This is a genomic window from Collinsella aerofaciens (assembly GCF_039062365.1).
Taxonomy (GTDB): Bacteria; Actinomycetota; Coriobacteriia; order Coriobacteriales; family Coriobacteriaceae; genus Collinsella.
On sequence record NZ_JBCJBI010000007.1, the window covers coordinates 56,995 to 77,072 of the forward strand.

The following is a 20,078-nucleotide window of genomic DNA, read 5'->3' on the forward strand; positions in this document are numbered from 1 at the left end:
TAGACACATTCCAAATCTTTAGACTTCGTTTAATCTACAAGTGGGTATTATCACACATTAAGCACACGTGAAAGGATATACCCATGTCGCTTACACAGTCAGCAGAGCGTGCAGCGCTTAACAAGCTCATCGATTATCTCGACGACAACCCGCAAGAAAACATCGACAAAATCATGGACCTCGTGAACAAGCTGGTCCCCAATCGCGTATTTCCTGTACAGCGAGAGGCATTCACCAATGTCATCAAGAGCCGCGGCAATTGGTATGACCTGATCATGCGTGTGTTCAGCCTTAATCCCCAGATGCGAACCAAACTGCTTAAGACCCTCATTGTCGACGCCAACCTGCTTGCTTGGCCAGAGCAGGAAAAGAACCGCGAAAAGTACCAGTGCAACGTTCCGTGGGCCATCCTGCTCGATCCCACGAGCGCCTGCAACCTGCATTGCACGGGCTGCTGGGCCGCCGAGTACGGCTACAAGCAGAATCTCTCGTTCGAAGACATCGACTCTATCGTTACGCAGGGCAAAGAGCTCGGTACGCATATCTACATCTATACCGGCGGCGAGCCGCTCGTCCGCAAGCACGACCTGATCAGAATTTGCGAAAAACATCAGGACTGCGTGTTTCTCTGCTTTACCAACTCCACGCTGATCGACGAGGCCTTCTGCGACGACATGATTCGCGTAGGTAATTTTGTCCCTGCCATCAGCGCCGAGGGCAATGAGCACACAACCGACGCCCGTCGCGGCGAGGGTACCTACGCAAAGATCGAGCACGCCATGAAACTCCTGCGCGAGCGCGACTTGCCGTTTGGTATCTCCACCTGTTGGACCAGCGCCAATGCCGATACGGTTGCTACCGAGGAGAACATGGACTGGATGATCGGCGAGGGAGCACTCTTCTGCTGGTACTTCCACTTTATGCCGGTTGGCCGCAACGCAACCCCCGAGCTCATGCCCACGCCCGAGCAGCGCGAGCACATGTATCACTTTATCCGCGAAATGCGTGAGAAGAAGCCGTTGTTTACGCTCGACTTCCAAAACGACGGCGAGTTTGTAGGCGGATGTATCGCCGGCGGCCGCCGCTACCTGCACATCAACGCCGCCGGAGACGTGGAGCCGTGCGTGTTCATCCACTACTCAAACGCCAACATCCACGATGTGAGCTTACTCGACGCGCTGCGCTCTCCCCTCTTTATGAAGTACTACGAGAACATGCCGTTTAACGACAACTACCTCAAACCATGCCCCATGCTCGAGAATCCCGACGTGCTGCCCAAACTGGTCGCCGAGAGTGGCGCAATGAGCACCGATCTCATCGAGAAGGAGTCACCCGAGCAGCTGCGCGAAAAGACCCAGGCTGCCGCCGAGGCATGGTCACCTGTCGCCGACCGCATCTGGAACGACTCCGACGATCCGTTATACGCCAAGCGTCACGAGGACAAGTCGCAGGGCATGGCCGATAGCGACATGCACAAGTTCGAAAAACAGGGCCGCATACTCAAAAACGGCGATTAATGCTGCCCTACACGACAAACGCTCAGAAATGAAGCGGAGCAGTCTCGAGGCTCATCTTCGAGGCTGCTCCGCCTTACCATCAAAACAGTTTTACTAAGTTGCGGTGAAATAGGGACCAGAACGGCCTACCAATAGCCAAAACGATCCCTATTCCACCGCAACTTCTTTAAGTTGTTGAATTATCAATGCTATTCCAAGCGAGATTCCAGACTCGACAGGCCATTAAGAGTCAGGTCGTTGGCGACCTCAGAGACGCGCTCGATAGGAACCGAGCCGTCAGACAGTGCCCACGTGCGATAGATACCGATAATACCCGACAGCAAAAACGCCAGATAATAGTCGAACATCTCGTCCTTGAGACCTTGGGGCAGCAGATCGCGCTCGGCAATCTCATGTTCGAGCGGCGCACGAAGACGAGCCATGAAATCATCGAGCGGAATATTCTCGATCAGCTGACGATTGAGCACCAAGTTGTTGCACAGTGCCTCGTTAACGGTTTTAAAGAAGGTCGCCGCCGCGCCCAGGGCGCGCTCATTGGTGTCGCCGTCCATGGAAGCAAGCGTTTTCTCGACCGAGTCGACAATCATCTCCACCACATCGACGGCAATGGCATCGAGCAGGCCGTCAACCGTACCAAAGTGAACGTAAAAGGTCTTGCGGTCGACATTGGCCTCGCGCGCGATGGCACTCACCGTAATGTCTGCCAGCGGCTTTTCCATGAGCAGGCGCTCGAAAGCCGAAAGGATGGCATTACGGCTGCGAACGATGCGACGATCAAGACGCGGTTTGTTGGTTGCCATGGGCGTGTCCCTTCGATATGCGAGCATTCATCAACAGATGAGAGATAATCTACGTAAGAGGATTATCCCCCAAATAGCACAAATATGCCCCGCATCATGAAGAACGCACGACTGCCCTACTGCGACTTAGGATGCTTCTTCTTATTGAGTGCAGACGGAGATACGCGAATACCATCGCCTGTCTGGCGCACATAGGCTTTATGAGCCGGCTTAGCGGCCCCAGAAGCCTTCTGAGCGTGCTTCTTGGGATCAACGGTAACAGCATTCGTGGGGCGCGGCTTAGTGGGCGCAGAGGGCGTCTGAGGCGTGCGGCCGAGCTTGCGCATCACGCGATCCCAGCGCGCATGGATGCTCTCGTTGTGGGCGCTCTTAAGGCCCAGCAGGGGCGCAGCCAAAATGGTCGGCGCAATAAACGTAATGAGGCGCCACAGCAGATAGCCGGCGGTCGAAGCCGACCCAAAGAAATGACCCAAGAACAATGCAAAGCCGCCCTCAGCGCCACCGGTTCCACCGGGCAAGGGGACCGCAGAGCTCAGCAGCTGGACAAAGGCGCTCGCGGCCATGACCGAGAAAAAGTCGACCTCGTGGTGGCCAAAGGCAAGCATCAGGAAATACGGAACCAGATAGAAAAACGCGAGCTGCAGCATGGTAATAAACACGGTGAGCAGCATGGAAGAAAAATGTCCGGCCGAAAGCTTGAACTTCTCGGAGAAGGAGTAGATCTCGCCATCGACAAACGTGCGCCATCCCTCGATCTTAGTGGCCGAGACGCCTATGCGCTCGAGCCAATTAATGATGCAATGGGCGACGCGCGTGACGGTCTTAGGCATGAGCGCGACGGCGAAGATTCCCAGCAAGATGCAGCAGTGTCCGCCAAAGCTAAAGACGCACAGCAGCGTCATGTCGCCATAGCGCTCGGCGAAAAACGGCATGCGAGCAAGCAGGAGGATAGCGCCCCAGGCAACGAGGCCAAACTGGTACACGATAAAGCGCGTGAACTGCGTGGCGCCGGCCTCGCCGACATTTTGGCCCGCTTTGGTCAGGCGGTAGATCTGGGCGGGAGTCGAGCCCATCATCATAGGTGTGAGGTTGCCAAAGAAGATGCCACTCGCCTCGACCGAAATCAGGTCGCGAATGCCGACGGGTGAATTAGGGTCGAGCCATACGGCGATCGCATAGGCCACAATGCCAAAGAACAGATACATGAACATGCAAAGACACGCGACAAAGAGCCATGACGCCTGCACGCTCGACATAGCGGCCCAGAACTGCCCCATCTGCCCGGTTACCACCAGATAGACGATATAACCCACCAGCACGACGCCGATAAAGATGGCGCCGCGGCGTGCGCTCTTATTGTCATCTCCGCCCGAGGCCTCAACCTCAACCTGGGGCTTAGACGTATGCTGAGAGGACTCCGTCATGAGACTCCTTCTAACAGTCAAAATATCTTGGATATTGTACCCGCAAGGACCATAAGCAGAACGCAAAGCTCTGGTTCAAACGGGAATTGCAGACGGTTGTTTGAAAATAAAAAACCCGGCCTTCCATGGGAAGTCCGGGTATCAGATGCGTGGTAGCCCGTACCAGATTCGAACTGGTGATCTCCGCCTTGAGAGGGCGGCGTCCTAAACCGCTAGACGAACGGGCCACATGACACCTGCACTGCCGTGCTGCGAGGAAATATATTACGGGACAAAAAACGTCAGCGCAAGAAGAAATTCCAAATTGCCGAAAAATTGTCGGCAGGTTATGGAACACGCAGGTAAACTGGGTAGCTAATTCAAGTTGAGATAGACCAAAAGAGCTTCGCGCTCGTTGGGAATGTTGTCATCGATCACGGCGTCGAGAGCGGAGTTGAGAAGCTGACCCAGTTCCGGCCCGGGCTTGACTCCGGCACGGATCAGGTCGCCGCCGTTGATGGCGAGCATCCTGAGCGTATAGGGTTCCCCCGCATTCAGCAGCTCGTGCGCCAGCGCGCGCATCTCCTCAATCGTCTCGACGTAATAGAAGCACGACGGGGCCTTGCCAAGTGTGTCGGCACGCTTGAGGTCCATGAGCTCGTCCATCAGACGCGGCGTATCGACGCCCTCGCCCGAAAGCGCGCGCATCATATTGAGCAGGCAGGAGCGCTCGGGGCGCAGCGGCTTGTCGTGATATTTGATGAGCAGGCACACGTCGCGCACCAAGTCGTGCGAGAGCGCCAGGCGATCCATAATGACGCGCGCCTTCTTGGCGCCGAGCTCGGGATGACCATAGAAGTGTCCGCTGCCGGCGTGATCGACCGTGAAGCACTCGGGCTTGGACACATCGTGCAAAAACGCCGCCCACATCAGGCTCGACGAGGGCGCGACGCCGTCACACAGCGCCAGCTCCCCTGCCACCGTCAGCACACGGGCGATATGCTCGTAGACGTTAAAGGCATGGTAGACGCTACACTGGTCAAAGCCACGGGCCGGGGCCAGCTCGGGCACAGCGGCACAGATGAGCTCGGGGTAGCGGAGCATCGCGTCTCCCCCATGACCGGTCGAAAGAATGCCCTCGAGCTCAATACCCACACGCTCACGCGCCACGGCATCGAGCAGCGGCGCGCACTCGGCAAGCGCGCACTTAGTCTCGGGCTCAATCATAAAGTCCAGGCGGCAGGCAAAGCGCACCGCACGCAACATGCGCAGGGCGTCCTCGTTAAAGCGACGCTTGGGATCGCCGACAGCGCGAATCAGCTTGCGCTCCAAGTCACCCTGGCCGTCGTAGCGGTCGACAAGCCCGCGCTCGGGATGCCAGGCCATGGCGTTGACGGTAAAGTCGCGGCGCGCCAGATCGTCCTCGAGCGAGGCGGCACGCTCCACACTCTGGGGATGGCGACCATCGGTGTAAAAGCCATCCAAACGGTACGTGGTGACCTCGATACGCTCGCCATCGGAAATAGCCGTGATTCCGCCAAATTTAATGCCCGACTCCACAACCGCGATGCCGGCGGCCTCGAGCGCCGCTTTGGACTCCTGCCACAGGCCGCTACAGCACATATCAACATCGTGGCTGGGGCACCCCATCAGGGCGTCGCGCACCCAACCGCCCACGTACCAAGCCTCAAGACCAGCCGCCTCAAGCGCGCGCAGGACGCACAGGGACGCATCGGACGGTTGAGTACCGTTGAGCGAAACATTGCACATGCCTATGGCCTCCTGCACTTGTGAGCGTTAATCGATGGTTCTCAAGAAGTCTAACAAGAAACGAGAAAGCGCGCACACGCAATCGCGTCGTCAATTCCATAAAACGAGACAGCAGACGCCATATGCGTTCAGTGCACAAAAAACACCCGCCTCGGAGATCCAAAGCGGGTGTTCGGCAGCGATTTTTCGATGCGGCTAGCAGACCTGACGAACTTCGATGTTCTTCTTGTATTCGTCCACCTTGGCAAAGTCGCCCAGGCCCGGGCACTCGACCACGTTGGCGCCGGTAGCCATCGAAAGGCGCAGGGCATCCTCGACTCGCTCGGGGGCGTCATGCCATACGGACAGGAAGGCAGCGAGCGAGGAATCGCCAGCGCACACCGTCGACAGCAGCTTGACGTCGAAGGTGCGATTGGCAAACCAGATGTGCTCGCCGTTGGAGAAGTACGCACCGGCGCCACCAAGGGTCAGCAGCACGTTCTTGGCGCCCTTGGCGTGCAGCTCGGCCATCGCGCCCTTGACGGACTCGTCGTCGCCACCGCTCACCTTAATGCCAAAGATGTCGAGCAGCTCATCGTCATTGGGCTTGATCAGCAGCGGCTCCATGGCAATGAGGTCTGCCAGCTGATGGCTCGAGATGTCGAGGACGAACTCGGCCCCCTTGGCCTTGACACGGCGCAGGACCTCGGCCAGGAAGCCCTCGGAAGTGTTGGGAGGCAGCGAGCCGCTGATGACCAGGCAGGTCATGTCATCGAGCGAATCGATGAGCTCAAACATCTCCTGCTCATTGGCCTCGTTGATGGCGGCACCGGCGTTGACCATGTTGTACTCGGTGTCGGGGCCGGCATTGAGGAACACGTTGACGCGCGTGATGCCGTCGGTCCACACGGGCTTGACGGGCACGCCCAGGGCCTCGGCGCCCTTAACGATAAACTCGCCCGAGAAGCCGGCGAAGAAACCCAGGATCGTGGTGTCGACACCGTAGTGGTCAAGCGTAAACGAGACGTTGAGGCCCTTGCCGTTGGGCGTGTAGACGGCGTTGCGGGTACGCGTGACGGTGTTGGCAGCAAGACCGTCACAGGCGATGTTGTAGTCAATGGCGGGATTTGCAGTGAGCGTGTAAATCATGAATGTTCCTTTCACGAAGCAACGTGTTAATGAAAGTATATTCCACGCATCGGTAAAAGGCTAGGGCAACTCGGTGAACGGTGTGGAAGCGATGAAGTACGGCAGGACACCCCTCCCCCATGACGAAACAAAAAAGGCGCCCCGGCCGAAACCGGGGCGCCGCATGCGCACGAATATGTCGCGTTTCGATTACTGACGATCGAGCTTGCGGACAGCAACGCGCTTGCTGTACTCGTCGACGTGACCAAAGTCGCCAATGCCGACGGACTCGGCAACGTTGGCGCCGGTGGCCATAGCGAGCTTCATGGCCTCCTCGACGTTGTCGCGATCCCTGTACCACTTGTGCAGGAACGCAGCGAGGGTGCAGTCGCCGGCGCAGACGGAAGAAACCAGCTTGATGTTGAACTCACGCTTGGCGTACCAGATGTCCTCGCCGTTGGAGAAGTAAGCGTCGCCGCGGCTACCACGGGTGAGCAGCACGTTCTGAACGCCAGCGTCGTGAGCCATCTTCATGGCAACGCGAACCTCGTCGTCAGTGTCGACCGGCACGCCGAAGATGGCCTTCATCTCGTGATGGTTCGGCTTGATGAGCAGCGGCTTCTTGTGAGCGAGCTCCTTGAGCTTGTCAGAGGACAGGTCCAGGACGACGTCGGCGCCACGAGCCTGAGCGTGCTCCATGACCTGAGCCAGGAAGTCGGGCGTAGCTTTGGGAGGTACGGAGCCGGAGACGATCAGGCACTCAAGATCGCCCGCGGTGTCCAGGATGTTGTAGAGCTCCTCCTGGTGCTGCGGCGTAATAGGAGCGCCAGGGTTCAGGATGCCGTACTCGTGCTGGCCATCGTTGACGTAGGTGTTAATGCGCGTGATACCGTCGGTCCAGACCGGGCGGCAGAGGCAACCCAGGTTCATGACCTCCTCGACGATGAACTTGCCCGTGAAGCCAGCGAAGAAGCCGAGTGCGACGGTGTCGACGCCCATCTTCTTAAAGGCGAAGGACACGTCGAGGCCCTTGCCGTTAGCCGTGTAGCTGGCCGAGCCGGTGCGGACGTTCTCGTCGGGCTCGAGCGGAGAGCTCGAAACCGTCATGTCGACAGCCGGGTTAGCGGTTAGCGTGTAGAACATTTACAGTACCCCCTGTATATGTGAGGGCCGCGTGGCCGGCCCATTCCAACCACGCGGTTACCTCTGATACCAAATTAGCGAGCTGCGGACTCGAGCAGTGCCTTGACCTCGGCAGCGGTGTTGCAGGCGAGCGCCTTCTCGGCGAGCTCGTCGCACTCGGCCTTGGTCCACTGGCTGATGGTCTTGCGGGCGCGCAGGATCGACGGAGCGCTCATCGAGAACTCCTCCAGGCCCCAGCTGATCAGCAGCGGCTCGAGCAGCGGATCGGCAGCGGCCTCGCCACACATACCGACCATGATACCGGCCTTCACGCCGCTCTCGATGATGTTCTTGAGCGAGCGGAGCACGGCGGGATAGTACACCTGGTACAGGTTGGAGATGGTGTCGTTGCCACGGTCGGCGCACATGGTGTAGCCGATCAGGTCGTTGGTGCCGATGGAGAAGAAGTCGGCGACCTCGGCAAGACGGTCTGCGAGCAGCGAAGCGGCGGGCGTCTCGACCATGATGCCGACCTCGATGTTCTCGTTGAACTTGCGACCCTCTTCGGTCAGCTCGGCCTTGCACTGCTCGACGAGCTCCTTGACAGCCAAGACCTCCTCGACGCAGGTGACGAGCGGGATCATGATCTTGACGTCACCGAAGGCGCTAGCGCGCAGCAGAGCGCGGAGCTGGACCTTGTACTGGTCGGGATTGGCCAGGCAGTAACGCACGGCGCGGAAGCCCATGAAGGGGTTATCTTCCTTGACCATGTGCAGATACGGAATCTCCTTGTCGCCACCCACATCGAGCGTGCGGATGATGACCGGAGCACCCTTGAGCGCGCTGGCGACCTTACGGTAGGCGTTGAACTGCTCCTCCTCGGAAGGAAGCTCAGCAGAATCCATGAACAGGAACTCGGAGCGGAACAGACCGATGGCCTCGGCGTCGTGATCGAGCGCGTTGGGCACGTCATCGGGGTTACCGATGTTGCAGGCGATGATCTTCTTGATGCCATCGGCAGTCACGGACGGCTTGCCACGGAAGGCCTCGAGGGCTGCCTTCTCGGCAGCGAAGGCCTCGGCCTTGGCGGTGTAGGCAGCGAGCGTCTCCTCGTCGGGATCGGCCTCGACGATACCCTTGCCACCGTCGACGACAACGGTCATACCGTTGCGCAGCGCGGTGCAGCTGTTGGAAACCGAAAGGACAGCCGGGATCTCGAGGGCGCGCGCAATGATCGCGGAGTGCGACGTGCGGCCACCGGTCTCGGTGACGATACCGGCGACGTGGGCCTTATCGATCGTGGCGGTCATGGACGGCGTGAGGTCGTGCACGACAACGACGGTGTTCTCGGGCAGGACGGAGAGGTCGACGACCTCCTTGCCCAGCAGCTCGGCCAGAATACCGGTGCGGATGTCGGCGATGTCGGCCGCGCGCAGACGGAACATCTCGTCGTCCATGGACAGGAACATGTTCTCGAACATGGTCGAGGTGTCCATGAGCGCCTGCTCGGCGCAGGTGCCGCCGTCAATGGCGGCGTTGATGGCGTCGGTCATGCCCGGGTCCTGAGCCAGGACAATGTGTCCGCTCATGATCTCGGCCTCGGCCTCGCCCACCGTCTCCTTCATGTGGTCGGCCTGAGCCTGGGTCTTCTCGCAGAAGACCGAAAGAGCGGTCTGATAGCGCTCCTTCTCTGCTGCCGAATCAGCAACCTCGTGCGGCTCAAACGTCAAGTCGGGATCGACGGCGACCATGACGGTGCCGATACCGATGCCCTCGGAAGCGTTGACTCCCTGATACATTCCCATTCCTCTCTCCGTGTCATGTGATAAAGCGTTTTGCCATATCCATGACAAAAGAGCGCAGCTACCTTACACAGGTCACTGCGCCCCCAAATATGAACTTAGTTGTTCAACATGCGACCCGTTTGAGTTCTACTCGCCAAGACCGCTCTTGATGAGCTCGATGGCAGCAGCCAGAGCCTCGGCCTCGTCAGCGCCGTCGCACTTGACCTCGACCTCGGTGCCGCAGGGGATACCAGCAGCCATGAGGGCCATCGGGGACTTGCCGTTGACCTCCTTCTCGGGGGTAACGACCGTCACGTCACAGGCGTACTTGCCCATGGTGGAGGCGAACAGACCAGCCGGACGCATGTGCAGACCCTGAGGATTAACGAGGGTAGCCTTCTCAGAAACCATAGTTGACTCCTTTTTGTGTTTAACCCCTGTCATGCATGTGGCAGGAGTCAGATTCACGACGTTGTTTATATTAACTCACATCAAACGGTTTTTCATTATGTTTCGCACGAATTGTTGGACAGATGTCGTTCCTGTACGCTTGCCTGCCGGGCGGGGCGGTTAAGTTTGCTGCTCTACAGTCCTGCGCAAGACGGAAAGCACATTAAGTGCTTTCCTTTGCGTGCGGAACTCGCGACAAACTTAACCGCCCCGCCCGGCAGGCAAGCTGCGGAAACTCGGTCGGCTCAGAGCAATATCGTGCGAAAGGAATTCTGGCTGATGAACTGTTCGCGACAAAGACTCGATAGGCAGCCCCCTCTATGCCCTTTTATAAGTTGCGGTGAAATAGGAACTGAATTTGGGGTTGAATCGTTTAAACAGTCCCTATTTCACCGCAACTTATGGGAGGGATAAAAAAAAGGCGGAGGCCCTGGAGAGGGACTCCGCCTTATATACAGGGGGCGATGTTATTCGCGAGCTGGGGGGGGTTAGACCAGGCGAGCGTTGATCGTCTTGGCGATCTCGGCGGCGTCGGTGGAACCCTTGACGGTGGCACGGAAGTCCTCGTCCATGAGCGCCTCAGCGACTTTGGACAGGATCTTGAGGTGCGTAGTGCCGGCCTGAGCACCGGGGATGAGCAGAGCGATGGCCACGTTGACGGGAGCGCCGTCCATGGTGTCCCAACCGGTCACGCCGGACTCGTCCTTGACGACGATAACGGCAGCCTCGGTAATGGCGTCGGACTTGGCATGCGGGATGGCGAAGCCCTCCATCATGCCCGTGGTGCCCTCGGCCTCGCGGGCCAAGAAGGCATTCATCACGGCGTCGGCGTCGCTGGCGATACCGGCCTTGACAGCCTGGTTGGAAACGAAGCTCAGAGCCTCGTCACGAGAAGCGAAGTCCTCGGCGACAAAGACATTCTCGACCTTCACGAAGTCGGCAGCCTCGGCCTTGGGAGCCTCGACGGCAGCGGCCTTGGGGGCCTCAACGGGCTTGGCTGCAGGAGCGGCCTTCTGATTCTTCTCGAAGTCGTACTTCTTGAAGGCCACGAACAGGATGCCACCGACCACGGCGCCGATGAGGATCGCGAGGACCCACAGCGGACCGTTCTCGACAACGGGCAGGACCAGGAAGCCACCGTGAGGCGCCGGATCGTGAACGTTGAACATAATGGTCAGGATCGAAGCGATAGAGGAACCGAGCATCATGATGGGCATGACGGGCCAGATGTTCTTGGTCATGAACGGAATGGCGCCCTCGGTGATGTGGGTGCAACCAAGGATGAGGTTGACGACACCGGCGTCATGATCCTCCTGGCTGAAGTACTTCTTGCCGACAACGACGGCGAAGGTGGTAATCAGCGGCGGAACGATGCAAGCGGCGGAGACGGCAGCCATGAAGTTGGTGCCGAAGTTGTAAGTGTCGGTGCCAACACCGGCGGCCAGAGCCTCGGTGAGCATAGCGGTACCGGTGACGTAAGCAGCCTTGTTGACCGGGCCGCCCATGTCAAAGGCGCACATGCAGCCAATGGCAAGACCCAGGACAACAGCGCCAGAGGCGGACAGGCCCTTGAGGAAGTCCATCATGGCGGTGTTGATGGCAGCCATGGGGCCGGAAATGCCGAGCATGACCAGGCCGACGATAGCCGTCGAGAACAGCGGGTACAGGAAGATAGCCTTGAGGCCGTCCAGGTTCTTGGGCAGACCGGCAAAGACCTTCTCGAGCAGCAGGATGACATAACCGGCGAGGAAGCCACCGACGATGCCGCCCAGGAAGCCGAAGCCCACGCCGGCGCCACCGGCATCGATCATGCCGGTCTCGGCGTTAACAGGCAGGCCCTGGATGGCGATCATACCGGCAACAAAGCCGGGGACGAGCGCCGGGCGCTTGCCGATGGACTCGGCGATGTAGGCGGAAAGCACCGGAACCATGAGGTTCATGGCGATGCCGCCGATGATCTTGAGCATCGCAGCAAAGCTGTTGTAGTCAGACGCCGTCGAATCGAAGGACGTAATGCCCCACAGGAACGAAACGGCGGTCAGAACACCACCGGCAACGACGAAGACCAGCATGTGGCTGACGCCGTTCATGAGGTTCTTGTAGATGACGTGGCCGATGGACTCCTTCTCCTCGACCTCATCCTCGACATCGGCAGCGGCTGCAACCGTGCTGTCGCCCTTGGCGGCGAGCGCGCGGTCAATCAGCTTACCGGCGGCCTCAACGGACAGGGCCTTGGAAACACCAACGGAAACCATGGGCTTACCGGCGAAACGCTCAGCCTGGACATCCTTGTCGGCTGCGACGACGACGGCCTTGGCACCAGCGATCTCACTCTTGGTGAGCTCGTTCTCGACACCGACCTGGCCATGAGTCTCGACCTTAATGGTCAGACCGCGCTCGGCAGCTGCCTTCTCCAGCGCCTCCTTCGCCATGAAGGTGTGCGCAATGCCGGTCGGGCAACCGGTCGCGGCGATGATGTCAAACTTAGCCATGTGTCCCTCCTTCTTGAGTACAGCGCCCGCGGGCGCTCCCCTACACGCGCTTCGATGCGCGTTTTTCCACAACTGAAAGATACCAACCTACCGTCCGCGTGAGAAGAGCTAAGGTGCAAATCTCCGGTGAAAGGTTCTTTCATAACCGTAAACGGTAAGTGAAAGTTTACCATCAACACTTGAAACGGCAAGGTGTATCTTGTAATTGAAAATGCCCGTATACTATGGCATTGCAAATCAAGCTAGATTTTCATGCCAACCAGGAGCCATCCATGACCGATAGTAGCAAGAGCGCACTTTCCCTCATTAGCACCCATCAGGGATACAGCGAGTCCGAGCAGCGCATTGTCGACTATATATTGGAGCACCAGTCCGAGGCGCCACGCCTCACGGCCGCTCAGCTCTCGCGCGCCGCCGCCACGTCCGAGGCGACCGTTTCGCGCTTCTGCCGCAAGCTTGGCTTTGGTAGCTTCCGCAGCTTTCAGTTTTCGTTGGCGAGGGATTTGGAAAGCCAGCGTAACGAGGGCCTGACTGACGAGGTCTCGCTCGACAATATGGAGCAGAGCCTCAAGAATATCCTGGCTGCCAAGGTGAGCGAGCTTAATGCGACCATCGACGGGATCGACCACGATACGCTGGCGGCTGTTGTGCATGCCCTTAAGCATGCAGGGGTTATTGAGTTTGCAGCTGTGGGCAATACGAACGCGGTCGCGCTCGATGCGACGTTTAAGTTTTCGCAGCTGGGCCTGCGCTGCATGGCGAGCACCATTAGCGAGACATCAATCGGCTTTGCGCTCACGTTACGCCCGGGTGACGTCATCGTGCTTATCTCAAACTCCGGCAAATCGCGCCGATTGAATCGCATGGCAAAAGCGGCTCGCAACTGCGGCGCAACCGTAGTCGTCATCAGCAGTGACAGCAAATCCCCACTCGCGCGCCTGGCAGACTACACTTTTAATACCGTCAACCACGAAGCGCTGCTGACGACAGGCGACTTTGCGTTCTCCAAGATCAGTGCCACGATGATCATCGAAGTCATCTACAACTTCCTGCTGCCCGAGATTGAAGACGCGCGTGAGCATATCAGCTACTACGAGGAGCTCATCCAGCCGGATAAGGTCGTGGAGTAAAACGCGTAGTGGGACAAAAAATTCAGTCTATTTTGTCCCACCAACACCGGTGATACAACCTAGCCTCGAGCTTCTTCAAGCATCTGCTTGGCGTGGGCCAAGCTCGCCTCGGACTGATCGCCGCTCAACATGCGGGCGATCTCGGCGGTACGCGCTTCGCCGGTTACCTCGTCCAAATGCGTCTGGGGAACATCGCCCGGTTCCTTGCTGACAACATAATGTTTGTCAGCCATGACGGCGACCTGCGCCAAGTGGGTTACGACAATCACCTGATGCGTAGAGGCGAGATCTGCCAGCACGCCCGCGAGCGCACGCGCCGTGGAGCCACCGACACCAGCATCGACCTCGTCAAACACCAGCGTATCAACACCGTCCGCGTTACCGAGGACAACCTTACTTGCCAGCATGACGCGGCTGAGCTCGCCGCCCGACGCAATTCGACGCAGGGGACGTGGCGTCAAGCCGGCACCGCTGCGGTATAGCAGCTCGTAGCTCGAAGGACCAACGGGCGTCCACTCAGCACGGGGAAGATCGCGCGACTCCCAGACGAGCTCGGCGCCGCCCATCTCCAGGCGAGCCATCTGGCGGCAGACCTCGTGGCAGAAGCGCGGGGCCGCCGTATTGCGAGCGCGCTTAAGTGCCTTGGCAGCGGCAAACAACTCGCGCTCGGCGCTCCCGAGTGCCTCACGCGCCTTTTTGATCTGCTCATCACCATCATCGACCAAGGACAGCAGCTCTTGCGAGCGATCGCGCATAGCAAAAACATCGTCCATGGTGGGACCCCACTGACGCAACAGGCCCTTGAGGTCGGAATACCGCTCACGCATGCGATCGAGCTCGCGCGGATCGAAGGCGACGCCATCGCGATAGGCACGAAGCTCGTTCGCGCAATCCTCAAGGGAGATACAGGCGTCCGAAAGCGTATCGGCAATGTCGCCCAGTTTGCGATCGACGGTAGCCATTCGGGAAAGCTCTGCCACGGCGCTGTTCACGGCATCGAGCGCTCCCCCTTCGGCGGCAAGCGATGCATGGGCATCGCTAGCCGTGGCAACCAGTACCTCGGCATGTTCGGAGCGCGGCAGCAGTTCCTCGAGTTCCTCGTACTCGCCCGGTTTGGGGTCGACCTCGCCGATGCGCTCGAGGGCAAAACGCGCTTCCTCGACGCGACTCCCCTGCGCACGCGAGGCCTCCTCGACGCGACGGACCTCCTTGGCAGCCGCGCGCGAGGCTTTAAAGCAGGCGCGGTACACATCCAGCGCCTCAAGCGCAGAGCGCCCCGCCCAGGCATCGACCATCGCAACGTGATGCGCCGGATCGAGCAAGCGCTGATGCTCGTGCTGGCCGCACAGATCCATCATCACGCCAACGCGCTCCGAAAGCTCGCGCACACTGGCGATGCGGCCGTCAATCTTCACGCGGCTGCGGCCCTCGGCAGAAAGGCTACGCTGAACGGTGAACCCCTCCGTGTCGTGCGGCCCGTCAAACAGCCGCGCCTCGACGCTCGCCAGCGCCTCGCCCTCGCGCACCGTCGACGAATCCGCGCGCTCACCCAAAATAAGCTTGAGGGCCGAGAGCAGCGCGGTCTTGCCGGCGCCGGTCTCGCCGGTCAGGACAGTCAGGCCGGCACTCGGCACCAGCGTCGCCTCGCGAATGAGTGCAATGTTGGAAACCTGCAGCTCATCGATCATGACGGACTCCGTAGAATACGCGGCTCACCGAGTTATAGAAGCTCTCGGGGCCGTAATCGAGCAGCAGCACATCTCCGGGCCCGCGGCGCACAGCCACGCTCTCAACGGTGCCATCGCAGGTAATAAACTGTCCATCGATAGCGATCGCCGGAACGCTCGGGCGATCATCGGACATAAAGATTTCGACGACATCACTCGGCGAAGTCAAGAAGGCGCGGGCCTGAATGGTGTGCGGCGCAATGGGTACGCAGACCATGCCCGTATAGTCGGGGCTCACGATGGGGCCACCGGCACTGAGTGCGTAACCCGTAGAACCAGTCGCCGTGGACACGACCACGCCGTCGCCACGCAGTCGATCGATATGGTGGCCCGACACCGTGATGTCGAACTCGACCATATCGGACAGCGGACCGCGGGTAAGCGCCATGTCGTTGAGGGCGAAGGTGCGCACGACATCCTTCGTACCGTCTTCGCGCACGGACACGATATCCGCAGCGATGGTGGCGCGACGGCTCACGTGCAGCTCGCCGGAAAGGGCGTCGCTCACGACCTTAAGAATGTCGCGCTCCTCGGGGCTCGCAGCAGTTAAAAAGCCCAGGTGACCATAGGAAAGACCGAGGATAGGAATCTCGCGATGGTTGAGGATGCGAGCAGCGCGCAGCAGCGTGCCGTCGCCGCCGAGCGTAATGACCAGATCAGAGCCGTCAATATCAGGCGTACTTTGAATCTTCGATCGCTGGTCGGCAGCCCATGCGACCTCATAGCCCTGGCGCGTCAGCCAAAGCTCGAGCATCAGGCCGCTCTCGACCGCCTCTTGCTTGTAGTAATTGGGAACCAGAAAGACCTTCATAGCGTTGCAGCTTTCTCGCTCAAAACCGATACCTGGGATTGCAGCTCATCGTCGGCACGTTCACCGGGGGCAAATCTCGTGCCGTACAGGAAAAACTCAACGTTGCCCTTGGCACCATGAATGGGCGACACGCACACATCGACCGGGAACAGCCCCTTGGAGGCAAAGAGTTCAACTGCCGCAACGAGTGTATCGCGGCGCACGGCGGGATCGGTCACAATGCCGCCCTCGCCCACCAGCGCCGCCGGAGCCTCAAACTGCGGCTTTACGAGCGTGCAGAATGCACCCGTAGGCGCCAGGCACGCCAGCACCGCATCGATAATGTTCGCGATGCTGGTAAACGAGACATCACACACAGCCAGGTCGATGGCGCCGGCATAGCCAAGCTCAGGCAGCTGCGTCACGTTTGTGCGCTCATGCAGCGTCACGCGATCGTCCTGACGCAGCGACCAATCGAACTGGGCGCGACCAACGTCCACCGAGACAACGGTCGCAGCTCCGCGCTTGAGCAGGCAATCGGTAAAGCCGCCGGTAGAGCAGCCCACATCAAGACAGGCAAGGCCCGTCGGATTGATGCCAAACGCATCAAGAGCGCCTTCGAGCTTAAGACCGCCGCGGCCAACATAGGGAATGCGCCCCTTCACGTGCAGCGGCAGGCCCGGGGTCACCTTAAGGCCCGGTGAAGTCAAGCGCTCGCCGCCACTCGAGACCAAGCCGGCCATAAGAGTGCGAAGGGCATCCGCGCGATCGGCGCAGATGCCCTGTGAAATCAGTTCGTCATCAAGACGCACGCGTTTCATGAATGCCATCAACCATTCGTATCCGGAGATGCGGCCTAGCTATCCTGGGATTCGTTTGCCGCATCCTCATCGTATTCCTGTTCGAGCTTGTCGGCCTCACGCGGCGTCAGCTCAAACTTGTCGACCATATCGACCGCGCGGGAGCCCAGCTCAATCGCTTCGTCAAACAGATCGAGTGAACGCTCCAAGGACGTATCCTTGGAGCGAACGGTAGCGATGATCTGGTCCAGACGATCAGAGATCTCGTCAAAGTTGCGGACAGAACCCTCTGGCATGACTACTCCTCGACGGAGTCGACGACAACCTCGGAGGCGTCCGCGTCCTCGGCCAGCACGCCAGCCTCAGCCTGGGCAACCGCAACCTTAGCGGCAGCCTCGGCAGCCTGTGCCTCCTCGCGAGCGCGATCCTCGGCCAGCAGCTCCTGGTATAGGTCCTCACCCGGCAGCTCCTCACTGCGAGCGATCTTACCCAGCACGCCGTTGACGAACGACGCGGACTGGTCGGTGCCATAGGCCTTGGCAAGCTCGACGGCCTCATTGATCACGATGGCGTCCGAGACCTCCTCGTCGGTGAGGAAACGCATCTCGTAAACGGCGATACGCAGCAGATTGCGGTCGGCGCCGGGCATGCGCATAAGATCCCAGTTCTTGGCAACGGAGCGCAGAGCACAGTCGATGCGGTCGATATGCTCGTAGGCACCTCGGCACAGCTCCAGCGCATAGGGATCGAGGGGACCCTTCGAGATCAGGAAATCACCCTCGAGGACGCGCTCGAGCGGGCTGTCCGTGGCCTCGGCCTGGAACAGCAGCTGCAGCGCCTGACTGCGGGCAAGCGTACGCCCGCGATAAACCTTAAGGCTCAAAGGTTACTCCTTGGGGAAAACGAGGCCGTCGATGCAAACGTCAACGCGCTCGACCTCAACGCCAACCTGGGCATCGATGGCGGCGACCACGGCAGCGCGAACGGCCTCGGCGAGTTTCTTGAACGGATAGCCAAAGAACACCACGACGCGCACGGTGAGTGCGAGCTTGTCGCCGACGACCTCGGCCTCGACCGCCGGCTCAGAAGCCGGGGCCTTGGACGAGAGCATCATGGAGACAAGGTTGGTGGCAAGGTCCTTGACGCCAACGGAGGCGATGCCCTCGACATCGGACACGGCGCGCGAGACGATGGCGGTCAGAACATCGGGCGAAATGCCGATGCCGTCAATCTTGATTTCCTGGGGCATGAGTCCTCCTAGAAGAGTTGGTTGCTAGACGCGGGAGACGAACTTGCCGTCGCGGGTGTCAACCTTGATGACCTCGCCCTCGTTGAGGTACATGGGGACCTGGATGACAGCGCCGGTGTCGATCGTGGCCGGCTTGGTGGAACCCTGGACGGTGTCGCCCTTAAAGCCCGGGTCGGTCTGGACGATGGTGGTCTCGATGAACATCGGCGGGGTCACGCCCATGAGCTCATCGTCGGCGAAGAGCAGCTGGCAGATGTCGTTCTCGCGCAGCCACTTGGAGTTCTCGCCCACCATGTCCTCGGGAACGGGAACCTGCTCATAGGACTCGTTGTCCATGAAGATGTAGTCGGTGCCATCGTTGTAGAGGTACTGGAACTCGCGGGTGGTGAGCATAACGCTCTCGAACTTGGTACCGGCGTTGCAGGTGTTCTCGACGACGCGGCCGCTCTTGATGTCGCGGGTCTTGTAGCGCACAAACGCGCCGCCCTTGCCCGGCTTAACATGCTGGAACTCGACGATGGTGTAGACCTTGTCCTTAATACGGAGACCGAGGCCGTTCTTGAAGTCGGCGGTAGAAATGGTAGGCATAGTGACCTTTCTTGTTATGGGCAGAACGCACAAGCGTCCAAATTACATACGACCGAAATTATACACTTGCAGACGGCGCCTGCAGCGAGCGCATAAAAAGAGAACGCGAGGCGCCCGAATTGCTCCGGACGCCCCGCCCCAAAAATCTATCGAAATAGGCTAGCAATCGATGACGTGAAGGTCATGCGACGTCTTGGTGAAAGGCTCGTAGCCGTTCTCGGTGACCACGCCGTAGTCCTCCAGGCGCACGCCGCCCACGCCGGGCAAGTAGACGCCGGGCTCCATGGTGATAACCGAGCCGACCTCGATGGTGTTCTTGCTGCGGTTGAAGTTGGGCAGCTCATGGATGTCGATGCCCACGCCGTGACCCAGACCATGGTTGTAATAATCGCCATAGCCGGCATCGCCGATAATCTTCTTGGAAAGCTTGAAAATGTCGTTGCCCTCGACGCCCGGATGGATGGCAGCGACGCACTCCTCATGCGTGCGGCGCACGAGTGCGTACAGGTCCCGCTGCTCCTGCGTAGGCTCGCCCATCACGACGGTGCGCGTCATGTCGGAACGATAATCGCAGTAGCCCGCGCCGTAATCCATGAGAACGAAATCGCCCTTCTCGATGACACGGTCGCTCGGGACGGCATGCGGGTTGGCGGTGTTGGGACCGCTCGCCACGATGGAGCCGAAGGCAAGGCTGTCGGCGCCGTTGGCGAACATAAAGTTCTCGAGCTCGTTGCGAACCTGCTTCTCGGTCATACCAGGCTTAATAAAGCCGAGCATGTGCTGGAAGGCGGCGTCGGTGATCGACTGTGCGTGGCGCATGAGCTCGATCTCCTCGGCATCCTTGATGGCGCGCATCTTGCGGATGTCGTCGTGCATCAGCGGCAGCATGCAGGCGACGGAGCGGTCCTCCAGGCCGCGCTGAATGCCCTGGTAGAAATTAATCTGCATATCATCCTCGACAGCGCAGACACGGCACTTGTTGGCCGCGATTTTGTCGGCGACCCAACCAGGGATGGTGCCTTCGTCCATGTCGTAGACCCAGGGGCTGCCGGCGGGCGTGTTCTCCTCAAAGCTGTTGAGGTAGCGCGAGTCGGTGTGGAACAGGCACTGGTCGACCGTAATAAACGCCGCATGCGGGAACTCGAAGGTGTAGTCGAAGACGCCCTTAACGCCCGTAAGCCAACGAAGGTTAGCCTCGTCGCGTACCACGATGGCATCGTAGCCACGCTCGACCATCAGGGCACGGACACGCTCGATACGACCGGCAGGACCGGCAGCAAACTCAGACATGCAGATTCCTTTCTTGTTGTCTCTATATAGACGGGACGGGTCTCAACCGAACGACGGAA

General features: G+C 59.5%; 18 protein-coding genes and 1 tRNA gene. 2 read left to right on the plus strand and 17 right to left on the minus strand.

The annotated features are described in order from the left end of the window. The first annotated feature begins 83 nt into the window (after positions 1 to 83). Complete coding sequence (locus tag ABCN01_RS05110; protein ID WP_342996263.1) at positions 84 to 1,517, plus strand: radical SAM protein; 1,434 nt, start codon at positions 84 to 86, stop codon at positions 1,515 to 1,517. A gap of 188 nt (positions 1,518 to 1,705) precedes the next feature. Here the strand turns inward: ABCN01_RS05110 and ABCN01_RS05115 are convergent, their stop codons facing one another. From ABCN01_RS05115 to ABCN01_RS05155, 9 genes are all read right to left on the minus strand, one after another. After that, a complete protein-coding gene (locus ABCN01_RS05115; RefSeq protein ID WP_342996265.1) occupies positions 1,706 to 2,317 on the minus strand; it encodes a TetR/AcrR family transcriptional regulator in 612 nt (203 codons plus the stop codon). A gap of 116 nt (positions 2,318 to 2,433) precedes the next feature. Then, positions 2,434 to 3,741, minus strand: a complete 1,308-nt coding sequence (locus ABCN01_RS05120; protein WP_342996266.1) for a lysylphosphatidylglycerol synthase transmembrane domain-containing protein — start codon at positions 3,739 to 3,741, stop codon at positions 2,434 to 2,436. Between the two features lie 150 nt (positions 3,742 to 3,891). Beyond that, positions 3,892 to 3,968, minus strand: a tRNA-Glu gene (locus ABCN01_RS05125). A gap of 127 nt (positions 3,969 to 4,095) precedes the next feature. Next, positions 4,096 to 5,490 carry a CCA tRNA nucleotidyltransferase gene (locus ABCN01_RS05130; RefSeq protein WP_342996267.1) on the minus strand — a complete coding sequence of 465 codons (1,395 nt, stop codon included), beginning with the start codon at positions 5,488 to 5,490 and terminating at the stop codon, positions 4,096 to 4,098. 195 nt (positions 5,491 to 5,685) lie between these two features. Next, positions 5,686 to 6,618 (minus strand): 1-phosphofructokinase family hexose kinase, encoded by a 933-nt coding sequence (locus ABCN01_RS05135; RefSeq protein ID WP_342996268.1) that lies wholly within the window; start codon positions 6,616 to 6,618, stop codon positions 5,686 to 5,688. Positions 6,619 to 6,807: 189 nt separating this feature from the next. Continuing rightward, complete coding sequence (locus ABCN01_RS05140; RefSeq protein WP_006233969.1) at positions 6,808 to 7,740, minus strand: 1-phosphofructokinase family hexose kinase; 933 nt, start codon at positions 7,738 to 7,740, stop codon at positions 6,808 to 6,810. 74 nt (positions 7,741 to 7,814) lie between these two features. After that, positions 7,815 to 9,518 carry a phosphoenolpyruvate--protein phosphotransferase gene (gene ptsP / locus ABCN01_RS05145; RefSeq protein ID WP_117757234.1) on the minus strand — a complete coding sequence of 568 codons (1,704 nt, stop codon included), beginning with the start codon at positions 9,516 to 9,518 and terminating at the stop codon, positions 7,815 to 7,817. 132 nt (positions 9,519 to 9,650) lie between these two features. Next, complete coding sequence (locus tag ABCN01_RS05150) at positions 9,651 to 9,914, minus strand: HPr family phosphocarrier protein (protein WP_022094575.1); 264 nt, start codon at positions 9,912 to 9,914, stop codon at positions 9,651 to 9,653. Between the two features lie 527 nt (positions 9,915 to 10,441). After that, a complete protein-coding gene (locus tag ABCN01_RS05155; RefSeq protein ID WP_342996272.1) occupies positions 10,442 to 12,445 on the minus strand; it encodes a fructose-specific PTS transporter subunit EIIC in 2,004 nt (667 codons plus the stop codon). 272 nt (positions 12,446 to 12,717) lie between these two features. Here ABCN01_RS05155 and ABCN01_RS05160 point away from each other — a divergent pair, with 272 nt between their 5' ends. After that, the gene (locus ABCN01_RS05160) at positions 12,718 to 13,575 is read left to right on the plus strand and encodes a MurR/RpiR family transcriptional regulator (RefSeq protein ID WP_226790721.1); all 858 of its coding nucleotides are present in this window, start codon (positions 12,718 to 12,720) and stop codon (positions 13,573 to 13,575) included. A 59-nt stretch (positions 13,576 to 13,634) separates the two neighbouring features. Here ABCN01_RS05160 and ABCN01_RS05165 read toward each other — a convergent pair whose 3' ends face one another. From ABCN01_RS05165 to ABCN01_RS05200, 8 genes are all read right to left on the minus strand, one after another. Further along, a complete protein-coding gene (locus ABCN01_RS05165; protein ID WP_342996273.1) occupies positions 13,635 to 15,263 on the minus strand; it encodes a DNA repair protein RecN in 1,629 nt (542 codons plus the stop codon). Next, positions 15,253 to 16,113: an NAD(+)/NADH kinase gene (locus ABCN01_RS05170; RefSeq protein ID WP_271748241.1), complete on the minus strand. Its 861-nt coding sequence runs from the start codon at positions 16,111 to 16,113 to the stop codon at positions 15,253 to 15,255. Before ABCN01_RS05170 ends, ABCN01_RS05165 begins: the two co-directional genes overlap by 11 nt. Then, positions 16,110 to 16,913, minus strand: a complete 804-nt coding sequence (locus ABCN01_RS05175) for a TlyA family RNA methyltransferase (protein ID WP_342996308.1) — start codon at positions 16,911 to 16,913, stop codon at positions 16,110 to 16,112. The genes ABCN01_RS05170 and ABCN01_RS05175 overlap by 4 nt, the downstream gene beginning before the upstream one ends. Positions 16,914 to 16,948: 35 nt before the next feature. Next, positions 16,949 to 17,188: an exodeoxyribonuclease VII small subunit gene (locus ABCN01_RS05180; protein ID WP_006233978.1), complete on the minus strand. Its 240-nt coding sequence runs from the start codon at positions 17,186 to 17,188 to the stop codon at positions 16,949 to 16,951. 2 nt (positions 17,189 to 17,190) lie between these two features. Next, entirely contained in the window at positions 17,191 to 17,775 is a 585-nt protein-coding gene (gene nusB, locus ABCN01_RS05185; RefSeq protein ID WP_342996274.1) for a transcription antitermination factor NusB, read from the minus strand. A gap of 3 nt (positions 17,776 to 17,778) precedes the next feature. After that, positions 17,779 to 18,141, minus strand: a complete 363-nt coding sequence (locus tag ABCN01_RS05190) for an Asp23/Gls24 family envelope stress response protein (protein WP_006233982.1) — start codon at positions 18,139 to 18,141, stop codon at positions 17,779 to 17,781. A gap of 24 nt (positions 18,142 to 18,165) precedes the next feature. Continuing rightward, entirely contained in the window at positions 18,166 to 18,729 is a 564-nt protein-coding gene (efp, locus tag ABCN01_RS05195) for an elongation factor P (RefSeq protein ID WP_006233983.1), read from the minus strand. 159 nt (positions 18,730 to 18,888) lie between these two features. Further along, on the minus strand, positions 18,889 to 20,019 hold the full coding sequence (locus tag ABCN01_RS05200; RefSeq protein ID WP_342996275.1) for a M24 family metallopeptidase: 1,131 nt from the start codon (positions 20,017 to 20,019) through the stop codon (positions 18,889 to 18,891). Positions 20,020 to 20,078: the final 59 nt, after the last annotated feature.